The sequence below is a fragment of the Streptomyces sp. NPDC019396 genome (assembly GCF_040632375.1).
Taxonomy (GTDB): Bacteria; Actinomycetota; Actinomycetes; order Streptomycetales; family Streptomycetaceae; genus Streptomyces.
Genome location: NZ_JBEYBS010000023.1, coordinates 26,609 through 45,260 on the forward strand (window position 1 = coordinate 26,609; position 18,652 = coordinate 45,260).

The following is an 18,652-nucleotide window of genomic DNA, read 5'->3' on the forward strand; positions in this document are numbered from 1 at the left end:
GACCGAGGGTCAGGTCAGGGGAGCGGCAGCGCCAGCCGCACCGCGTACACCGCCACCAGACCGAACCCCACCCGGAAGGTCCAGGCCCGGGCCCGCGCCCCGATCCGTGCCCCCGCGATCCCGCTCACCGCGACCAGCAGCTGCTGCCACGCCAGCGAGGCGACGAAGGCCCCGGTGACGAACACCGTCCCGGCGGCTCCGCTGCTCAGCTCGGCGCCCTGGGCGGTGGTGAGCGCCGCGAAATAGAGCGCGGTGGTCGGGTTGACCAGGGTCAGTGCGGCGAACCGGACGAAGGTCCGCCCCGACCCTCCCGTCGCCGCAACGCCCGTTGCCGCCGCGCCCTTCTCCACCACGGCGGAGGAGTCGTCACCGGCGGTGTGCCGTGACGCACACAGCCCCCGTACCGCGATGACCATCAACACCGTGGCCGACACCACCCGGACCCACGCCTCCACCCCGGTCAGCGCGGCGGCGACCAGCGGGCCGACGGCCGTCGCGAGCGCCGCGTACACGAGGTCGACGACCGCGACGGCCGCCGCGGCCGCGACGGCGTTACGGCGGTCCCGCAGGCTCTCCTGCACCAGCAGCACACCCATCGCGCCGACGGGCATCGCCACGCCGAGGCCTGCGGCAGCTCCGGCCACCGCGGTCGTCCACATCTCGCTCATGGCGCACACCATCGGACGCGGGCCGGGGCTCACGCGGCCGGATTACGGTGAGGGCTGCGACAATCGCGGTATGGATCGCCTGGACAGTGAAATCCTCGGTGTGCTGCGAGAGGATGCGCGGATCTCGTACCGCGATCTGGGAGTGCGGGTCGGGCTGAGCGCCAACGCCGCGGCCGACCGGGTGCGCAGGATGCGCCGCGAGGGGGTCATCCGGGGGTTCACGACCCTCGTGGACCCGGCCGCGGCGGGAAGTCGCGAGGGGCTCGTGGTCTTCATCGACATCACCCTGCGTCTGGACACCACGAACGAGGAGTTCGAGGACGCGGTGCTGCGCCTGCCGGGGATCACCGAGGTCGTCCATGTCACCGGAGCCCACGACTATCTCGTCCGCGCCCGCGTCGCGGACCCGGCGGCGTTGGACACCTTGCTGCGCCGGCTCAAGCGGGAGGCGGGGGTGGCCCAGTCGAGCACCCGCATCGCCCTGCGCGCGGCCAGGTAGCGCTCCCCTGCGGCGCACCCCGCGGGCACGCACGGGGACAGCGGGGGACTCCCGGGTGGCACGCCGGATTCCCGGCGAAGCGCCTACGCGGTCAGCGGGTTGAGCACCATCGACTTGACCCGCCCTTCCAGCATCGCCCCGAGCCCCACCACCGCGCACACATCAGGCTGCTCGGCGATGTGCACCGGCATACCGGTCTCGTCGCGCAGCATCTGGTCCAGGCCCGGAAGCAGCGCGCTGCCGCCGACCATCATGATCCCCCGGTCGGCGAGGTCGGCGACCAGATCGGGCGGGCAGTCGCGCAGGATCTTCCCGATGCCGTCGAGCACGGCGGTGAGCGGGGTGTGAATGGCGTCGCGTACGGCCGCGGTGTCCACCTTCACCGACCGTGCGAGCCCGGTGGCCACATCCCGCCCGTGGATCTCGGTGGACGCGGGCCCCCGGACGGTGAGGCCGTTCTCGCTGAGCGCGAGCTGCAGCGGGCGTACGGACTGGCTGGGCAGCATCAGCGCATGCTGGTGGCGCAGATGCTGGATCACCGCGTGGTCGACCGCGTCCCCGCCGACCGGGATCCGCACGGCAGTGACGATCGAGCCCAGGGAGAGCACGGCGATCTGGGTGGTGGCGGCGCCGCACGCCATGATCATGGTGGCCGTGGGCTGCTCCACCGGGAGCCCGCAGCCGACGGCCGCCGCGATCAGGGTGTCGACCAGCTCGACACGCCGGGCGCCCAGCCCGACCAGGGTCTCCACGGTGGCGCGCTGGGCGAGCGGATCGGCCTGGTGCGGGGTGCAGGCGGCGGCCCGCAGCCGGGGCTTGCGGCGCAGCTGGCGGCGCAGCTTCTCGCCGAGCAGATGCCGCAGCATGCGCTGGGCCATCTCGATGTCCACGACGGTGCCGCCGGACACGGGGCGCATGACCCGGATGTAGTCGGGGGTGCGCCCGGTCATCTGCTGCGCGAACTCGCCGACGGCGATGAGCGCGCCGCTGCGCATGTTCACGGCGACGACACTCGGCTCGTCGACGACGAGCCCGGCGCCCTTGACGAAGACACGGGTCCGCGCGGCGCCGATGTCGACGGCCACGTGGCAGCGGCGCAGCTGGTCGAGGCTGACGGTCACGGCGGTCCTCCCGGGATCGGTTTCTCTTCGCATCGTGCGACCGCCAGGCGCTGGGCGCGCGTTGTGATGAGCCGCTCGGGGGGAAGCCCGTGACGACACGTCAGTATCGGAGCACGCGTCACATCAGGCGCTGCAACAGCCCCCAGGTGAACTCGGCGACGCACGGCGTGCCCCCGGGCAGTGTGAACGCCAGCCCCCAACGGGTCGGCGCCGTGCCCTCCATGGGCCGTACGGGGGCGAAGGCCTTGGCCACCTCGTCCACCGTGCAGGACCAGGGGCGCAGATCGTCCCCCGTGCGCAGCTCGGGACCCGGCGCCCCCGGCGCGCGGACGAGCCACTCGTTCCATACGGCCCCGCCGGGTGCCGCCAGTACCTCGAACCGCAGGTCGGGCCACAGCGGCACGGGCCACAGGAGGGCATCGCACTCCAGGTCGCCGATGCGGCGGCGGGCTGTGGACTCGGGCTCGCCGAGCACGGAGCGGTAGCGGGACAGAGTCCCGCGCGCCCGGGGTGAGCGGAGTATCGCCTGCCAGCGGCGGTTCGCCTCACGCATGTCCGCGACCGACGCGCCCAGCCGGTGCCGTGCGTCCTCGACCAGCTCCGGCTGGTGGTCGGCCATCCGGCGGAGCAGGACGAGCTGGAACTCGTGGGGCCCGAAGCTGTTCATGTGCCTCATCGTGCCCCGAGTCCACGGCGCGGCCGCGCCGTGGAACCGCGGATTCCACACAGGATCCTCACAGCGTCGGCTATCTCTGCCGCCCGTCCGCTGCGTACGCTGCGGGCGCCATGGACTACTGCTACCAGTGCCGTCGGCACCTCAATGGGGCTCTGGCGTGCGCCGGATGCGGTACACCCGCGGAGGGGCTGAGGTATCACAACCCCGCCGTCGTCCCCGCCGCCATGCCCGCAGCCCGGGTGCCGGTGGCCGAGGCCGGCCCCGCCCCGGTGAACAGGCCTTCCGCCGCGCCGTCCGACGAGGTCGTGGTCGAGCTCGGCGGTGCGTACGACGAGCCCCGGACGCCGTCAGGACACCGCCGCGCGCCCACCGAGAGCCGGAAGACGCGCAGGTCGGCGGGTGTCCGCAGACGCCGCAAGCGTGGCCGGAAGGTCGTGGTCGGCGCGGTCGGCCTGGCCCTCGCCGCGGGCGTGCTGAGTCTGACCGAGCTGGCGAAGGAGACCGTCTGGGGCGGCGACGGTGCCTCCGTGGAGGTCCGCGAGGAGGAAGCGCCGCCCCAGGTCGAGGAGATCCCCGACCCGGCCGTCAGTGACCTGCCCGCGGAGAGCCCGAGCGGGGTCAGCGAGGCGCCCGAGACGGAATCGGCGGCGCCTCGCCCCAGCGCCACGGGAGGCGGGGGCCCCACGGGCCGCCCCGTGGCCGTGGGGTCCTCGTCGAAGGCGGTGCGGTCCGGCTCGTCCTTGCCCGCGCCGGATCACAGCAGTGACGATTCTGCTTCGGAGTCGCCGGAGTCCGGCGGCAAGCCCTCCGACCCGGGCGGTGCGGGTTCGGCGAAGCCCACGAAGCGCGTCGGCCCGCCTCCGGCGCCCACCCCCACTCCGACGCCCTCGCCCAGCGAGACATGCACCTGGTTCCTCTTCTGGTGCACCTGAGGATCCCGGTTCACCTGAGGGCCGGCGCCCTCGTGGTCATACCTCGCCCAGCATCCGCCTGAGCAGGTCCCGCAGCACCGTGCGCTCCTGCGCCGAAAGCTCCGCGAGCGGCTCCCGCGCGAAGTGCAGGGATTCCCGAAGCTCCCGCGCGGTCTCCTGGCCCAGGGTCGTGGCCGCGGCGATCTTCACCCTGCGGTCGGCCGGATCCGGCCGCCGCTCGACGAGCCCCCGGGCCTCCAGCCGGTCGATGATCCCCGTCACGTTCGACGGCTCGCACTTCAGCTGACGCGCGATCCGGCGCATGGGGGTGGCCTCGACGGAGAGCAGCCCCAGCACCCGGGCCTGGGCGCCGGTGAGGTTGTGCCGGGCCGCGGCCTCCTCGTACTCGTCGTGGTAACGGGTCACGACCGTGCCGATGAGGTCGACGACCTCCAGGGTCAGTGGGTCCGTTGGTGTGATGGCCATGGCAGCAGCATACCCGGATACTTGACAACATGAAATATCTAGGCGCATGGTTGTTTCAGGTACTGAAATTCATGTACTGAAACATCCAGTAGGAGGCATCGCAGCCATGTCCGCACTTCCCGCGTCCAGCCGTGAATGGCACCTCGTCGCCCGTCCCCACGGCTGGCCCAAGCCCGAGGACGTCGCCCTCCGCGAGGTCCCGGTGGCGGAGCCGGGCGAGGGACGGATCCTCGTGCGCAATCTCCACTTCTCGGTCGACCCCTATATGCGCGGCCGGATGAACGATGTGAAGTCCTACGCCCCGCCGTACCAGCTCGACCGGCCCATGGAAGGCGGCGCCGTCGGCGAGGTCGTCGCGTCCGGCGCCGAGGGCTTCGCCGTCGGTGACCACGTCCTGCACGGCCTGGGCTGGCGCGAGTACGCGGAAGTGCCCGCCCAGCAGGCCGCCAGGGTGGACCCCTCCGTCGCCCCGCTCTCCGCCTACCTGGGCGTGCTCGGTATGCCCGGGATGACCGCCTACGCGGGCCTCTTCGAGGTCGCCTCCTTCAAGGAGGGCGACGCGGTGTTCGTGTCCGGCGCCGCGGGAGCCGTCGGCAGTCTGGTCGGCCAGATGGCGAAGCTGAAGGGCGCCTCGCGCGTCATCGGCTCGGCCGGCTCCGACGAGAAGGTCAAGCTGCTGGTGGAGGAGTACGGCTTCGATGCCGCGTTCAACTACAAGAACGGCCCCGTCGCCGAGCAGCTCGCGGCCGCCGCGCCGGACGGTATCGACGTCTACTTCGACAACGTCGGCGGTGAGCACCTCGAGGCCGCGCTCTCCTCGTTCAACCTGCACGGCCGCGCCACCATCTGCGGAATGATCGCCCAGTACAACGCCACCGAGCCCACTCCGGCCCCGCGCAACCTCGCCATGGTGATCGGCAAGCGGCTGCGGCTCCAGGGCATGCTGGTCTCCGACCATGCGGCGCTCCAGCCCCAGTTCGTCCAGGAGGTGGGCGGCTGGCTGCGCTCCGGCGAGCTCAAGTACAACGAGACCGTGGTCGAGGGCATCGAGCACGGCTTCGACGCCTTCCTCGGCATGCTGCGCGGCGAGAACACCGGGAAGATGGTCGTCTCCCTGTCCCGCTGATCCACCGGAGCACCGGGCCGCACCCCACCGGGGTGCGGCCCGCACCGCGTCCAAGGCGGCGCCGACGCATCCCCGCAGGACGGTTCCGCCCGCCCGATAGGGTGTGCGACATGCGTGATTTCGGGGCGGGCTTCGGCTACATGGTGAAGGGTCAGCAGTGGGTCGGCAGGCACGGCCGGTGGTTCGGCCTCGGGCTGCTGCCCGGGCTGATCACCATGGTGCTGTACGCCGGTGCACTCGTCGGACTCTGGTACGGCTCCGACGACATGGTGGACTGGGCCACCCCGTTCGCGGACGACTGGTCCTCCGCGTTGCTCGGGGCGTTCCGGGGTTTCCTGACCGCGCTGGTCTTCGTCTTCGGCCTGTTCCTGGCCGTGATCACCTTCACGGCCGTGACTCTGCTGGTCGGACAGCCCTTCTACGAGTCGCTCTCCGAGCAGGTCGACCGTGCCGAGGGCGGCGAGGTCCCCGAGTCCGGGCGCGGCTTCTGGCACGAGTTGTGGATCTCCGCGAGGGACAGCCTGAAGGTGCTGCTGAGGGTGGCGCTCTATGGCGTGCTGCTCTTCGCACTCGGCTTCATCCCGGTGATCGGCCAGACCGTCGTCCCCGTGCTCGGCTTCTGTGTCTCCGGCTTCTTCCTCGCCGAGGAGCTCACCGCCGTGGCCCTCCAGCGACGCGGCGTCGACCTGAGGGAGCGCCTCACCCTGCTCCGTGGCCGCCGCATGCTCACCCTCGGCTTCGGAGTCCCGCTCGCCCTGGCCTTCGTGGTCCCCTTCGTCGCGGTCTTCCTGATGCCGGGCGCGGTGGCGGGCGCGACGCTGCTGGTACGCGATCTGACGGCGGCTCCCGAAGAGCCGCAGCCACAGCCCGAGCCGCAGCTGGCCCCGCAGGGCCGGTACGGCTTCAGCAAGGACCAGGCTCGCCCCTGAGCCGTGTTCGGGGGGAGCGCGGCGCGCCGCCACGGCGCGCCTTCGGGGTCTGCGGCGTGCACGCGGAATCCTGGGTGATCTCCCCCGGAGGTGTGAGGCACCCGCACCACCCCGGGGCGGTACCTGACAGCCGCCCCGGGGTTCCGGATACGCGACGCGCGCGACCGATTCGGCCTACGCGGGCGGTTCGGCCGCCGTCACCTGCCGGTAGGCGATCTCCGCGAGCCGCCGCTGGCCGTCCTTGCCGGGATGGAACGAGTCCCAGGGGCTCAACTGCTCCCCGGTGAAGCGGTAGTCGAAGACCGCTCCTCCGTCGTAACGGCAGCGCCGATCCTTCGCGCACACGTCCTTGAGCGCCTCGTTGTACGCCACCACCCGCTCGTACACCCGGTCCCTGCGCTGCCCGGCGGCCTCGCTCAGGTCCTCGGCGTCGCCGAGCATCGAGGCGCAGATGCCCAGCTTCCAGACCTGCAGGCCGAGCGGGTTGACCCGGCCGGTCGACCACAGGCGCTTCAGGTCGGGGATGCTCGACACATACACCTGCGCCTTGGGCGCGGTGCGGCGCAGCGCGCGCATCGCCGATTCGAACGATGCGGTGAACTCCTTGACCGGGGTCATCAGATCGGGTGAGTCGCGGCATGCGTCGTTGGCGCCCGCCATCACCGTGACCAGTTCGGGGCGGCGCGCGGCGGCCGCGGTCATCTGGGCCGGGAGGTCCGCCATCCGGGCCCCGCTGCCGGCGTGGTTCCAGCTCCGGTCACCCGCGGCCGGACCCAGCAGGCGCTGCGCCAGGCTGCGCACCCCGGCGTCGGTGCCGGTCGCCCAGGACGCCTCCGGGCAGTCCGCGAGCAGGGCGCAGACGTCGAAACCCCGGGTGATCGAGTCGCCGACGGCCGCGATCGAGGCGGGGCTGCGGTCCCAGACCGGGGTGGGGGAGGGGGACGGCCGGGGTGCCTTGGGACGGGCGCCGTGCTGCACGGCGGACGGACCGTCACAGGCTGTGACCGCGGTCTGGCCGAGGAGTGCCGCCGCCGTCAACGCGGCGACAGCGGCAAACGGGCGAACCCTCTTTCGCCCATTCCGCTGTATTCCGTGCATCCTTCCCTCCCCGTCGGTGCCCCTGGGACACCCCATTTCCCCCGGCGCACGGTAGCTTTGCCCCGTCGAACCAGAGGCGGCCGGGTCCACCGGCTCCGGTAAATTACATCACGTCACATGCTGTCCGTTATGGGCGGGTTCACGGAGTTTCATAGCGGATGATGTTTACTGAGGCCCCTGGGGAAAGGCGAACCCCGTCCCACACTGGAGGTCCCGGTGACGACACGCGGCGTTCTGTACGTTCACTCCGCACCACGCGCGCTGTGCCCGCACGTCGAATGGGCGGTGGCGGGCGTACTGGGTGTGCGGGTCCAACTCGACTGGGTCCGGCAGCCCGCGTCGCCGGGCACCTGGAGAGCGGAGTTCTCCTGGCAGGGAGAAGCGGGCACGGCCTCCAAGCTCGCGTCCGCGCTGCGCGGCTGGCAGCTGCTCCGCTTCGAGGTCACCGCGGAGCCGACCCCCGCCGCCGAGGGTGAGCGCTACAGCGCCACTCCCGAGCTGGGCATCTTCCACGCCGTCACCGGTATCCACGGAGACATCCTGATCCCCGAGGACCGGCTGCGCGCCGCCATGGCCCGCTCCGCGCAGGGCGAGACGGAGCTGGAGGCCGAGATCTCCAGGCTGCTGGGCAAGCCCTGGGACGACGAGCTGGAGCCCTTCCGGTACGCGGGCGAGGGCGCGCCGGTCCGCTGGCTGCACCAGGTGGTCTGACCCCCGGATCGTCCCGCACCGCGCCAGGCACGCGCGAAGGGCCCGTCTCCCCGGGGAGACGGGCCCTTCGCGTTGTCCCGGTGCGTTCCCGGTGCGTCAGACCGTACGGAACGCCAGCACCACGTTGTGACCGCCGAAGCCGAACGAGTTGTTGATCGCCGCGATCGTGCCGTCGGGCAGCGCCCGCGGCTCACCGCGCACGATGTCCGCGTCGACCTCGGGGTCGAGGTCGTCGACGTTGATGGTCGGCGGGGCGAGACGGTGGTGCAGGGCGAGGACCGTCGCGACGGTCTCGATGCCCCCCGCGCCACCGAGCAGATGCCCGGTCATCGACTTGGTCGCGGACACCGCGACATGGTCCAGGTCGTCGCCGAGTACCTTGCGCAGCGCCTTGACCTCCGCGACATCACCCTGAGGAGTGGACGTCGCATGGGCGTTGAGGTGGACGACCTCGCCCGGCTTGAGGTCCGTCGAGTCGAGCAGGTTCTGGAGCGCGGCGGCGATACCGCGGCCCGTCGGCTCCGGCTGGGCGATGTGGTGGCTGTCCGCGGACAGTCCCTGGCCGAGCACCTCGCAGTAGACGCGGGCGCCACGGGCGGCGGCGTGCTCCGCCGACTCCAGGATCACCACACCGGCGCCCTCGCCGAGCACGAAGCCGTCACGGTCCTTGTCGTAGGGACGCGACGCCTTCTCGGGCTCGTCGTTGTTCTTGGACATCGCCATCATGTTGGCGAACGCGGCGACCGGCAGCGGGTGGATAGCCGCCTCCGTACCGCCCGCGATCACCACATCGGCACGGCCGCTGCGGATCATCTCGACGGCGTAGCCGATCGCCTCGGCGCCCGACGCGCAGGCGGAGACCGGGGTGTGCACGCCCGCCTGGGCGTTCACCTCCAGACCCACGTTCGCGGAGGGGCTGTTGGGCATCAGCATCGGCACGGTGTGCGGGGAGACGCGGCGTACGCCCTTCTCCTTCAGCACGTCGTACTGGTCGAGCAGCGTGGTGACACCACCGATACCGGACGCGATGACCGCGCCGAGCCGCTCGGGCGCCACCTGCGCGCCCTCGGCGGACTCCGCGCCGGCCGGGCCGGCGTAACCCGCGTCGGCCCATGCCTCACGGGCGGCGATCAGCGCGAACTGGGCGGAACGGTCCAGCTTTCGGGCGACCGGACGCGGCAGCACATCGGCCGGGTCGACGGCCACCGGGGCGGCGATCCGGACGGGCATGTCGGCGAAGCGTTCGTCCTCCAGAGGGCGGACGCCGGAGCGTCCCGCGATCAGACCTTCCCAGGTCGATGCGGAGTCGCCACCCAGCGGTGTGGTTGCGCCGATACCGGTGACGACCACGGTGCGATTGGTCGAGTTCACAGGAATTCTTTCTCCACGGTCTAAGCGGTGAGGCGGTTGCGTGAATCAGCGGCGCCACCGCTGGGTGGCGTACCTGATCGGCCTTTGATCAGGCCTGGTGCTTCAGGATGTAGCTGGCGGCGTCGCCGACCGTCTTGAGGTTCTTGACGTCCTCGTCCGGGATCTTGACGTCGAAGCGCTCTTCGGCGGCGACGACGACCTCGACCATGGACAGCGAGTCGACGTCCAGGTCGTCGGTGAAGGACTTGTCCAGCTGGACGTCCTCCGCCGGGATACCCGCGATCTCGTTGACGATCTCCGCGAGACCTTCGACGATCTCTTCCTGAGTGGCGGCCATGTGGCGCTCCTTCGGTGTGTAGCTCGGTGTCTGGCTGAGGGTTGAACTGGCTTGCCCGGAATCCCGGACAACCGGAGTGCTACCGGAAGTCCGGAAGATCCGCATGCTTGCCTAGGGGAGGGTAACGACCGTCGCGGCGTAGACGAGCCCCGCCCCGAAGCCGATGACGAGCGCGGTGTCGCCGCTCTTCGCCTCTCCGGTCGCCAGAAGCCGCTCCATCGCGAGCGGAATCGAGGCGGCCGAGGTGTTGCCGGTGGTCTCCACATCACGGGCGACCGTGACGTGCTCCGGCAGTTTCAGGGTCTTCACCATCGAGTCGATGATCCGCATGTTGGCCTGGTGCGGGATGAAGACATCCAGGTCGTCCGCGCTGATTCCGGCCGCGTCCAGCGCCTGCTGGGCGACCTTCGCCATCTCGAACACGGCCCAGCGGAACACCGCCTGGCCCTCCTGGGTGATGGCCGGGAAGCGCTCGGGAGTCCCGTTGCGGTACTCCGCCCACGACACGGTCTGCTTGATCGTGCCCGACTTGTCGCCTTCGGAGCCCCAGACCGTGGGGCCCATCCGCGGTTCCTTCGCCGGCCCGACCACGACCGCGCCCGCGCCGTCGCCGAACAGGAAGGCCGTGGCGCGGTCCTCCAGGTCGGTCAGATCGCTGAGCCGCTCGACCCCGATCACCAGCACGTACTCGGCGGAACCTTCCACCACCATGCCCTTGGCGAGGGCCAGTCCGTAGCCGAAGCCGGCACAGCCCGCCGAGATGTCGAAGGCCGCGGCCTTGTTCGTGCCGAGCTTGTCGGCGATCTCGGTGGCGATGGCAGGCGTCTGGTGGAAGTGCGAGACGGTGGAGACGACCACGGCGCCGATCTGCTCCGGGGTCAGCCCGGCATCGGCGATGGCCTTGCCCGACGCCTCGATCGACATCGCGGCGACGGTCTCCTCGTCGTTCGCCCAGTGCCGGGTCGCGATGCCCGAGCGGGAACGGATCCACTCGTCGGACGAGTCGATCGTCTCCAGGATCACCTCGTTGGGCACGACGCGGGTGGGGCGGTAACCGCCGACACCCATGATCCGTGCGTACGGCGCGCCCTGGCTGGGCCTGATCTTCGACATGCGCTTTACGGCTCCTTCGTCAGGCGCTGGGCGAGCCCGCCGCGTCTGCGGCGTGCGAGGCGTCGGCGGCGGGGGCCGTGGCGCCCGCGGACTCCGCGATGAGCGTGCGGGCCGCCTCGAGGTCATCTGGGGTCTTCAGCGCGAGTGTCCGCACGCCGGGCAGGGCGCGCTTGGCCAGACCGACGAGGGTGCCGCCGGGGCACACCTCGATGATCGCAGTCGCACCCAGCTGCTTGAACGTATCCATGCACAGGTCCCAGCGCACCGGGTTGGCGACCTGCCCCACGAGCCGGGCGACGACTTCGTCGCCCGCCGTGACGACGGCACCGTCCCTGTTCGAGACGTACGGCACCTTCGGGTCCATGGGGGCCAGCGCCTTGGCGGCCTCCTCCAGCTTTGCGACCGCGGGCGCCATGTGGTGCGTGTGGAACGCGCCGGCCACCTTGAGTGCCACGACCTTGCGGACACCCTCGGGCTTGTCCGCGTCCAGCGCGGCGAGCTGCTCCTTGGTGCCGGCGGCCACGATCTGGCCCGCGCCGTTCACGTTCGCCGGAGTCAGTCCGAGCTTCTTCAGGTGCGCGATGCTCACCTCGGGGTCACCGCCGAGCAGCGCCGACATGCCCGTCTCGGTGACGGCGGCGGCCTCGGCCATCGCGAGGCCCCGGGTCCGTACGAGACGCAGTGCCGCCGCCTCGTCGAGGACACCGGCGAACGCGGCAGCGGTGATCTCGCCGACGCTGTGACCGGCGAGGGCGCCGGGCGCGAAGTCTTCGCGCGCGTCGCCGAGCGCCTCACGCAGCGCGGAAGCCGAGAGCAGACCGGCCGCGACGAGCAGCGGCTGAGCCACGGCCGTGTCGCGGATCTCGTCCGCGTCGGCCTTTGTGCCGTAGTGGGCAAGGTCGAGTCCGATGGCGTCGGACCAGACCGCGATGCGGTCCGCGGCGCCGGGGAGTTCGAGCCAGGGAGTCAGGAAGCCGGGCGTCTGAGCGCCTTGGCCGGGAGCGACGAGTACGAGCACCCTCACACTCTCTCTTGTGGATGGTCCGAGCCGCCCGTGGGGACAGGGACCAAGAACCGTCAGGGGAATTGTCGGTGTTCGACAAAAGACTAGGACTGGAGATCGCCGTCTACCAGACGCCCGAGGATGAGTGCGATCCGGAGAGTGAACGCGGAGCGGACATCAGAGGGTGACCAACCGGTGACGTCGGTCACACGTCGGAGGCGGTAGCGAACGGTGTTGGGGTGGACGAAGAGCATCCGGGCGGCGCCTTCGAGGCTGCTGGCCTGCTCCAGATAGACACTGAGGGTTTCCAGCAGCGCCGAGCCGGCTTCTTCCAGTGGTCTGTAGATCTCCTCCACCAACTGCTCGCGCGCTGAAGGGTCGCCCGCGATGGCGCGTTCCGGCAGCAGATCGTCCGCCAGAACCGGACGCGGGGCATCCTGCCATGCCGCACACGCCTTGAGCCCCGCTGCGGCGGCCTGCGCGGAGCGTGTCGCCGCCAGCAGATCCGGTACGACCGGGCCGGCCACCACGGGCCCCGCCGCGTAGGGGCCGATCAGGCCCTTGGCGACATGCAGCGGGTTGTCGCTGCCACCGGCGATGACCACCAGCCGGTCACCGAGCACACCGGTCAGCACCTGGAGCTTGGCGTGCCGGGCCGCGCGGCGGATGGCCTCCACGGTGAGCTCGCTGTCCCCGTCGGGGGCGGTGCCCAGCACCACGCACACATGCTCCGGCGAGTTCCAGCCGAGCGCCGCGGCCCTGCTGACGGCGCCCTCGTCGGCCTCGCCGGACAGCACCGCGTTGACCACCAGCGATTCGAGCCTGGCGTCCCAGGCGCCGCGCGCCTCGGCCGCCTGCGCGTAGACCTGGGCGGTGGCGAAGGCGATCTCCCGCGCGTAGACCAGCAGGGCCTCGCGCAGGATCGACTCGTCACCCGGCGCCGCGACCTCCTCGATCGCCACTTCCATGACCTCGATGGTGGTGCGCACCATCTCCACCGTCTGCCGCAGCGTGATCGCCCGGGTCAGCTCACGCGGCGCCGTGCCGAAGACGTCGGTCGAGATCGCCTGGGGTGTCTCGGGGTGCCGGAACCACTCCGTGAACGCCGCGATACCCGCCTGGGCCACCAGGCCGATCCACGACCGGTTCTCCGGTGGCATCGCCCGGTACCACGGCAGCATCTCGTCCATGCGGGCGATGGCGTTCGCGGCGAGCCGCCCCGAGGACTGCTCCAGTCGCTTCAGGGTCGCGGAGTGCGGATGGGCGGCGTTCGCGGGCAGAGCCGGCTCGGCGGGTTCGGGATGGGGCACGGGGACAAGAGTGCCTTATCAGGACGCCTATGCGGAGACTCGGGGTCCGGACCGGGGGTTCGGGCGGGGGCCGCTCCGCGAGTCCGCGGGGTCAGCTCCGGGAGCCGAGGAGAGGACCCGCCCATGTGTCACCGTCTACCGTGGAGCGTGTGATTTCCGTACGGCGCGCCGCGGGGCGCTACCGGGGTGGAGACGAGGCCACCGGCATCGAGTCGCTGCACGCGTTCTCGTTCGGACGTTTCTACGAGCCCGACAATCTGCGCTTCGGGGCGATCATCGCCTGCAACGAGGAACGGCTGGCACCGGGGGCCGGATTCGCCGAGCACCCCCACAGCCACACCGAGATCGTGACCTGGGTGGTGGAGGGCGAGCTGACGCACCGGGACGGCACCGGCAGCGCCACCGTCGTACACCCCGGCGATGTGCAGCGGCTGAGCTCGGGGGGCGGGGTGCGCCATGTCGAGCGCAACGACACCGACGCGCCGCTGGTCTTCGTGCAGATGTGGCTGTCACCCGTGGAGCCCGGCGGGGAGCCGTCGTACGAGGTCGTCCGGGGGATCGCCGACTCCACCCCCTACGCCCTCCCGCAGTCCGGGGCGATGCTGCACGTGCGCCGCCTCGGCAGGGACGAACGCACCGCGGTCCCGGAGTCGCCCCTGGTGTACGTGCACGTGGTGCGGGGTGTGGTGCGGCTGGCCGGGGACGAGCTCGGGCCTGGCGACGCCGCGCGGATCACCGGAGGGCTGGGCCTCGAGCTCGCGGGGGCCTCCCCGGCCGAGGTGCTGATGTGGGAGCTGAACCACTGACCGCCTGCGCTGCCCCTGCCCGCACCGCTGCCTCCCCTCGACGGTGTACGGCGCAGAGCCGGGCGGGTGCGCGTCAGCGCAGTGCGCTCTTCTTCTGCCACTCCTCCCACGACAGGTTCCACGCCCCGAAGCCGTTCTCCGGCGCGACCGTGCCCTTGGTCTCCTCGCCCTTGATCTCGAACGGGTCCCCGGGGCGCACCTGTCCGTAGAACCAGGCCGCGTTCTCGTCGCTCATCCCGATGCAGCCCGAACTGTGGTTGGCGTTGCCGAAGTACTGGGCGTTCCACGGCGCCGCGTGCGCGTACATCCCCGACCAGGTCAGCCGCATCGAGTAGTCGACCATCTTGTCGTAGGCGTCGCCGAGGCCCACGGTCTCGGAGTTCATGTTGATCGTGCCCTCCTTGGCCATCAGCACGGCGGTGCCGCGCCAGGAGCGCTTGTCGCCGCCCGGTGTGCCACCGGAGACGGGGATACGCCGGACGGCCTTGCCGTCGCGCAGCAGCGTGAGCTGGTGGCTGTCGAGGTCGACCTTGACGATCTGCTGGGCGCCGATGGTGAAGGTGGTCGTGTAGTCGCGCACGAACCAGCCGCCGCCGTCCCCCGAATCGGTGCCGTCCAGCTCGGCGTTGAGGGTGACCTTGGTACCGGGCTTCCAGTACGCCTTGGGCCGCCAGTCCACCCTGTCGTTGCCGGACCAGTCGCGCATCCAGCCCCAGGAGCCCTCGGTGTTGTCCGAGGTGGTGATCCTGAGCTGCTTCTCCACCTCGGCCCGGTTCTTGACGGGGTGGTCGAAGACGAGCGAGATCGGCTGCGCGACACCGACCGTGGCGCCCGAGCCAGGCCGCCAGTCCACCTTGTTGACCTTGTCCGCCCGGGCCGTGGCGAAGGCGGCCCGGGCCGTGCCGGCCGTGCCGCCCTTCGTCCGGGTCGCCGCCGTGACCTCGTAGGCCGTGCCGGGGGCCGCCTTGCGGTCCGAGGTCCAGGCCGTGCCGTCGAGGGTGAGCTTGCCGCTGAGCTTGTGGCCCTTGGCGTCGGTGACGGTGACGGCGGTGAGCTTGCCGCCGGCCGCGGTGACCTTGACGGGCTGGCCGGCGGCGGCCTGCTTCCCCTTCGGGCTGACGTCGAGGGTGACGGGGCTCTCGTCGCCGTGAGCGGCCTTGGCGTCGGCCGGGGCGGGAGCGGTGCCGGATGAGCAGGCGGCGAGCGGTGCCAGCAGGGCCGCGGCGGCGACGGCCCGCACTCGTATGCGGTGACGGTTGCGGTGCAACAGAATCTCCATGGCTGAACAGGGGCCGGAACAGGGCAGTGCCGCGACTGTAGAACCGGGAAACCGCCGGTGAGGGCCGTGAAGGGCCATGTGACAACGACTGGTGAGGAACGGTCATGGTCCGGTCACATTCGCCGCGCGGGCCGGTCATCGGCGGCTGTGAGCATCTCGACGTCCCCGCGAAAGCACGGGGAGGAAGAGAGGCTCACCCGTGTCAGCGCTGCTCGTGCCGCCCGGCCATGGCCAGAAGGCATGGAACCGTGCCGTCCGCCTGGCGCCCATCACCGTCGAGACATACCGCGCCTTCCTCACGACCCCGGCTGGTGCGGCCCTCGGTGCGGGCTTCCTCCAGTGCCCGTCCTGGGCGTACGTCAAGGAGGGCTGGCGCGCGCAGTTCCTCGGCTGGGGACCGGACCCGGAAGCGGGTGCGCTGACCGGCGTCGCACTGGTCCTGCTGCGGCAGTTCCCCGGCACCCGCAAGTACTTCGCCTACCTTCCCGAAGGGCCCGTCGCCGACTGGGCGGACCCGGACATCGACGGCTGGCTCACCCTCCTGCTGGACCATCTGCGCGCCACCGGCGCCTTCGCCGTACGCATCGGCCCTTCCCCCGCGTACCGGCGCTGGGACGCCGCCCGGCTCAAGTCGGCCGCCGGACCCGGCAGACACCTCTCCGACGTCCTCGCCAGCGAGGTCGACCCGCTGGGCACCGCGGTCGCCGAACGGCTCCGCGCCCGGGGCTGGCGCCGCTGCGGCGGGGCCGGTGGCGCAGAGGACGGGGACGCCCAGCCTCGCCACGTCTTCCAGGTACCGCTGGCCGGACGCACCACCGACGACCTGTGGGCCGGGCTCAACCAGGAGTGGCGGCGCAATGTCCGCCGCGCCAAGAAGGAGGGCGTGGAGGTGGTGGTGGGCAGCGCGGCCGAGCTCCCCGAGTTCTACCGGCTGCTGCGGATCACCGAGGAGCGCGACGGCTTCCGGCTCGGCCGCTCGCTGTCGTACTACGAGCGCCAGTACGCGGTGCTCAACGCGGAGGTGCCCGGGCGGATGAAGCTGTATCTGGCCCGCCACGGCGGGGAGATACTGGCCGCCCACACCATGATCACGGTGAGCCGCCGCGTCTGGTACCAGACCGGGGCGTCCGCCGACCACCGCCGCGAGGTCCGGCCGTCCAACGCCTTGCAGTGGCGGATGCTGCTCGATGCCCATGCGCTGGGCGCCGACGTCTACGACATGCGCGGGGTACCCTCCACACTCGACCCTGACGAACGTACGTACGGACTGATGCGGTGGAAGCTCGGCACCGGCGGACAAGCGGTCGAGACGCTGGGGGAATGGGAGAAACCGTTGGGCGGAACCGCCAACCACACGCTGTACCGCGCCTTCCAGGCGTACCTGGCCCGCCGATGAGGCGTTGGACGCCTCGGACGGGCCCGGGTGCGGAAAACGGCGGAGGCACCCCCGGCACGGGGGTGGGGGGTGTCTCCGCCCGCGGCGAGGCCGGGCCGCCGCTTGCGGCGGGTGGCCCTGGCGACGGTCCTGCCGCGCCCGCGGAGGCGGTGGTCACGCTGCCCCGGCAGGTTCCGCACGGCGACGGTGCGAGCGACGGGGCCGATGAGCCGGGCCGCGGGGCGAAGCAGCCCTCCGCCCTGCGCAGCGGTGCCGTCATGGCCGCCGGGTCCATCGTGTCCCGTGCCACCGGCTTCGCCCGGTCCGCGGTCGTGGCCGCGGCGATCGGCACCATCGGGCCGGTCGCCGACAGCTATGCGGTCGGCAACGCCCTCCCCACCATCGTCTACATGCTGCTCATGGGCGGTGCGCTGAACGCCGTCTTCGTCCCCGAGCTGGTCAAGGCGGCCAAGGAGCACAAGGACGGCGGCGCCGCCTACACCGACCGGTTGCTCACCGTCTGCACCGTCGCCCTGCTCGTCATCACGGCCACCGCCGTCTGGGCCGCGCCCGCGATCATCGACGCGTACACCGGCTACACCGGCGACCATGCCGCGATGGCGGTCGCGTTCGCGCGCTACTGCCTGCCGCAGATCTTCTTCCTCGGGCTGTTCACGCTGCTCGGGCAGGTGCTCAACGCGCGCGGCCGGTTCGGCGCGATGATGTGGGCCCCGGTCCTCAACAACGTCGTCGTCATCACCGTCTTCGGCCTCTATCTTGCCCTCGCGCTGGGCGGCGGCGGCACGCTCACGCCTACCGAGACCGCGCTGCTCGGCTGGGGCACGACCGCGGGCATCGCCGTGCAGGCGCTCGCCCTCGTCCCCGCCCTGCGCGCCGCGCGTTTCCGCTGGCGACCGCGCTTCGACTGGCGCGGCAGCGGGCTGACCCGCCCGCTGCGTTCTGCCGGGTGGCTGGTGCTGCTGGTGCTCGCCAACCAGGCGGCGTACTGGGTCACGACCCGGCTGGCGACCTCGGCCGGACTCGACGGCGGCCCGGGCTACAGCGCGTACAACAACGCCTACGCGCTCTGGGTCGTACCGCACGGGATCATCACCGTCTCACTGGTGACCGCGCTGGTGCCGCGGATGAGCGCGGCGGCGGCCGACGCGGACACCGCGGCGGTCCGGCGCGACGTCTCCTACGCCCTGCGCACGTCCGGCGCCGCCGTGGTCCCGGCCGCCTGCATGCTGTTCGCCCTCGCCCAGCCCGTGATGGCCCTGGTCTTCGGGTACGGCGTGACCAGCGAGAGCGACACGGCCGCCATGGCCGCGATCCTGATGGCGTTCGCGCCCGGGCTTGTCGCGATGTCCGGCCAGTACGTCCTGTCCCGTACGTTCTACGCGCTCTCCGACACCCGTACGCCCTTCCTGCTCAACCTCGTGATCGCCGGCCTCAACGCGGGACTCTCGCTGGCCGCCGCGTACCTGCTGCCCGCGCGCTGGGTGGTCACGGGAATGGCGGCGGCGTACTCGCTGGCGCTGTGCGCGGGCTGGCTGGCGACGGGGATGGTGCTCAGCCGCCGACTGGCCGTCTCCGCGCCGCTGCGGTCCACCGCCGTCGGCTCCCATGGACGACTGCTGCTCGCCGCCGTGCCCGCGACCGCGCTGGGGTATCTGGCGGCGGCCGGCAGCGCACCGGCCGGAGCACTGGCCGCCGCGGCGGCGGGCGCGGGCGCCATCGTGCTCACCTTCGCCCTGCTCGCCCGCCCGCTGCGGCTCACCGAACTCGACGCGCTGCTCACCGGCCTGCGCCGCAGACTGGCCCGGCGCTGAC

Annotated in this window: 19 protein-coding genes; 8 read left to right on the forward strand and 11 right to left on the reverse strand. The window is 71.6% G+C overall.

Annotated elements, in window-relative coordinates; genetic code table 11:
* Positions 1–14 precede the first annotated feature (14 nt).
* Positions 15–668 carry a LysE family transporter gene (locus tag ABZ532_RS24355; protein WP_361287510.1) on the reverse strand — a complete coding sequence of 218 codons (654 nt, stop codon included), beginning with the start codon at positions 666–668 and terminating at the stop codon, positions 15–17.
* Between the two features lie 70 nt (positions 669–738).
* On the opposite strand from ABZ532_RS24355, the gene ABZ532_RS24360 reads away from it, so the two are divergent.
* The gene (locus ABZ532_RS24360) at positions 739–1,167 is read left to right on the forward strand and encodes an Lrp/AsnC family transcriptional regulator (RefSeq protein ID WP_361287513.1); all 429 of its coding nucleotides are present in this window, start codon (positions 739–741) and stop codon (positions 1,165–1,167) included.
* A gap of 83 nt (positions 1,168–1,250) precedes the next feature.
* On the opposite strand, the gene ABZ532_RS24365 is transcribed toward ABZ532_RS24360, so the two are convergent.
* Positions 1,251–2,288 carry a rod shape-determining protein gene (locus tag ABZ532_RS24365; RefSeq protein WP_361287516.1) on the reverse strand — a complete coding sequence of 346 codons (1,038 nt, stop codon included), beginning with the start codon at positions 2,286–2,288 and terminating at the stop codon, positions 1,251–1,253.
* 118 nt (positions 2,289–2,406) lie between these two features.
* Positions 2,407–2,955, reverse strand: a complete 549-nt coding sequence (locus ABZ532_RS24370) for a hypothetical protein (RefSeq protein WP_361287519.1) — start codon at positions 2,953–2,955, stop codon at positions 2,407–2,409.
* Positions 2,956–3,074: 119 nt separating this feature from the next.
* On the opposite strand from ABZ532_RS24370, the gene ABZ532_RS24375 reads away from it, so the two are divergent.
* Positions 3,075–3,896, forward strand: a complete 822-nt coding sequence (locus tag ABZ532_RS24375) for a hypothetical protein (RefSeq protein ID WP_361287522.1) — start codon at positions 3,075–3,077, stop codon at positions 3,894–3,896.
* Between the two features lie 36 nt (positions 3,897–3,932).
* Here the strand turns inward: ABZ532_RS24375 and ABZ532_RS24380 are convergent, their stop codons facing one another.
* On the reverse strand, positions 3,933–4,361 hold the full coding sequence (locus ABZ532_RS24380; RefSeq protein ID WP_361287525.1) for a MarR family transcriptional regulator: 429 nt from the start codon (positions 4,359–4,361) through the stop codon (positions 3,933–3,935).
* A 106-nt stretch (positions 4,362–4,467) separates the two neighbouring features.
* Between ABZ532_RS24380 and ABZ532_RS24385 the strand changes: the two genes are divergently transcribed.
* A complete protein-coding gene (locus ABZ532_RS24385) occupies positions 4,468–5,487 on the forward strand; it encodes an NADP-dependent oxidoreductase (RefSeq protein ID WP_361287528.1) in 1,020 nt (339 codons plus the stop codon).
* A 110-nt stretch (positions 5,488–5,597) separates the two neighbouring features.
* On the forward strand, positions 5,598–6,416 hold the full coding sequence (locus ABZ532_RS24390; protein WP_361287531.1) for an EI24 domain-containing protein: 819 nt from the start codon (positions 5,598–5,600) through the stop codon (positions 6,414–6,416).
* A 174-nt stretch (positions 6,417–6,590) separates the two neighbouring features.
* On the opposite strand, the gene ABZ532_RS24395 is transcribed toward ABZ532_RS24390, so the two are convergent.
* Positions 6,591–7,514 carry an SGNH/GDSL hydrolase family protein gene (locus ABZ532_RS24395; protein ID WP_361287534.1) on the reverse strand — a complete coding sequence of 308 codons (924 nt, stop codon included), beginning with the start codon at positions 7,512–7,514 and terminating at the stop codon, positions 6,591–6,593.
* A 216-nt stretch (positions 7,515–7,730) separates the two neighbouring features.
* On the opposite strand from ABZ532_RS24395, the gene ABZ532_RS24400 reads away from it, so the two are divergent.
* Positions 7,731–8,225, forward strand: a complete 495-nt coding sequence (locus tag ABZ532_RS24400) for a DUF3145 domain-containing protein (RefSeq protein WP_361287537.1) — start codon at positions 7,731–7,733, stop codon at positions 8,223–8,225.
* A gap of 96 nt (positions 8,226–8,321) precedes the next feature.
* On the opposite strand, the gene fabF is transcribed toward ABZ532_RS24400, so the two are convergent.
* From fabF to ABZ532_RS24425, 5 genes are all read right to left on the reverse strand, one after another.
* The gene (fabF, locus tag ABZ532_RS24405) at positions 8,322–9,596 is read right to left on the reverse strand and encodes a beta-ketoacyl-ACP synthase II (RefSeq protein ID WP_361287540.1); all 1,275 of its coding nucleotides are present in this window, start codon (positions 9,594–9,596) and stop codon (positions 8,322–8,324) included.
* An 88-nt stretch (positions 9,597–9,684) separates the two neighbouring features.
* Complete coding sequence (locus ABZ532_RS24410; RefSeq protein WP_361287543.1) at positions 9,685–9,933, reverse strand: acyl carrier protein; 249 nt, start codon at positions 9,931–9,933, stop codon at positions 9,685–9,687.
* 111 nt (positions 9,934–10,044) lie between these two features.
* Positions 10,045–11,046, reverse strand: coding sequence for a ketoacyl-ACP synthase III (locus ABZ532_RS24415; protein ID WP_361287546.1), 1,002 nt, complete (start codon positions 11,044–11,046; stop codon positions 10,045–10,047).
* 19 nt (positions 11,047–11,065) lie between these two features.
* Positions 11,066–12,064: an ACP S-malonyltransferase gene (locus ABZ532_RS24420; protein WP_361287549.1), complete on the reverse strand. Its 999-nt coding sequence runs from the start codon at positions 12,062–12,064 to the stop codon at positions 11,066–11,068.
* Positions 12,065–12,153: 89 nt separating this feature from the next.
* Positions 12,154–13,359 (reverse strand): helix-turn-helix domain-containing protein, encoded by a 1,206-nt coding sequence (locus ABZ532_RS24425; RefSeq protein ID WP_361287552.1) that lies wholly within the window; start codon positions 13,357–13,359, stop codon positions 12,154–12,156.
* Positions 13,360–13,508: 149 nt separating this feature from the next.
* Between ABZ532_RS24425 and ABZ532_RS24430 the strand changes: the two genes are divergently transcribed.
* The gene (locus ABZ532_RS24430) at positions 13,509–14,165 is read left to right on the forward strand and encodes a pirin family protein (RefSeq protein ID WP_361287555.1); all 657 of its coding nucleotides are present in this window, start codon (positions 13,509–13,511) and stop codon (positions 14,163–14,165) included.
* A gap of 73 nt (positions 14,166–14,238) precedes the next feature.
* Here ABZ532_RS24430 and ABZ532_RS24435 read toward each other — a convergent pair whose 3' ends face one another.
* Positions 14,239–15,444, reverse strand: coding sequence for an Ig-like domain-containing protein (locus tag ABZ532_RS24435; protein WP_361287558.1), 1,206 nt, complete (start codon positions 15,442–15,444; stop codon positions 14,239–14,241).
* 199 nt (positions 15,445–15,643) lie between these two features.
* On the opposite strand from ABZ532_RS24435, the gene ABZ532_RS24440 reads away from it, so the two are divergent.
* Positions 15,644–16,840 (forward strand): peptidoglycan bridge formation glycyltransferase FemA/FemB family protein, encoded by a 1,197-nt coding sequence (locus ABZ532_RS24440; RefSeq protein WP_361287561.1) that lies wholly within the window; start codon positions 15,644–15,646, stop codon positions 16,838–16,840.
* Between the two features lie 239 nt (positions 16,841–17,079).
* Entirely contained in the window at positions 17,080–18,651 is a 1,572-nt protein-coding gene (gene murJ / locus ABZ532_RS24445) for a murein biosynthesis integral membrane protein MurJ (protein WP_361287766.1), read from the forward strand.
* Position 18,652 lies beyond the last annotated feature (1 nt).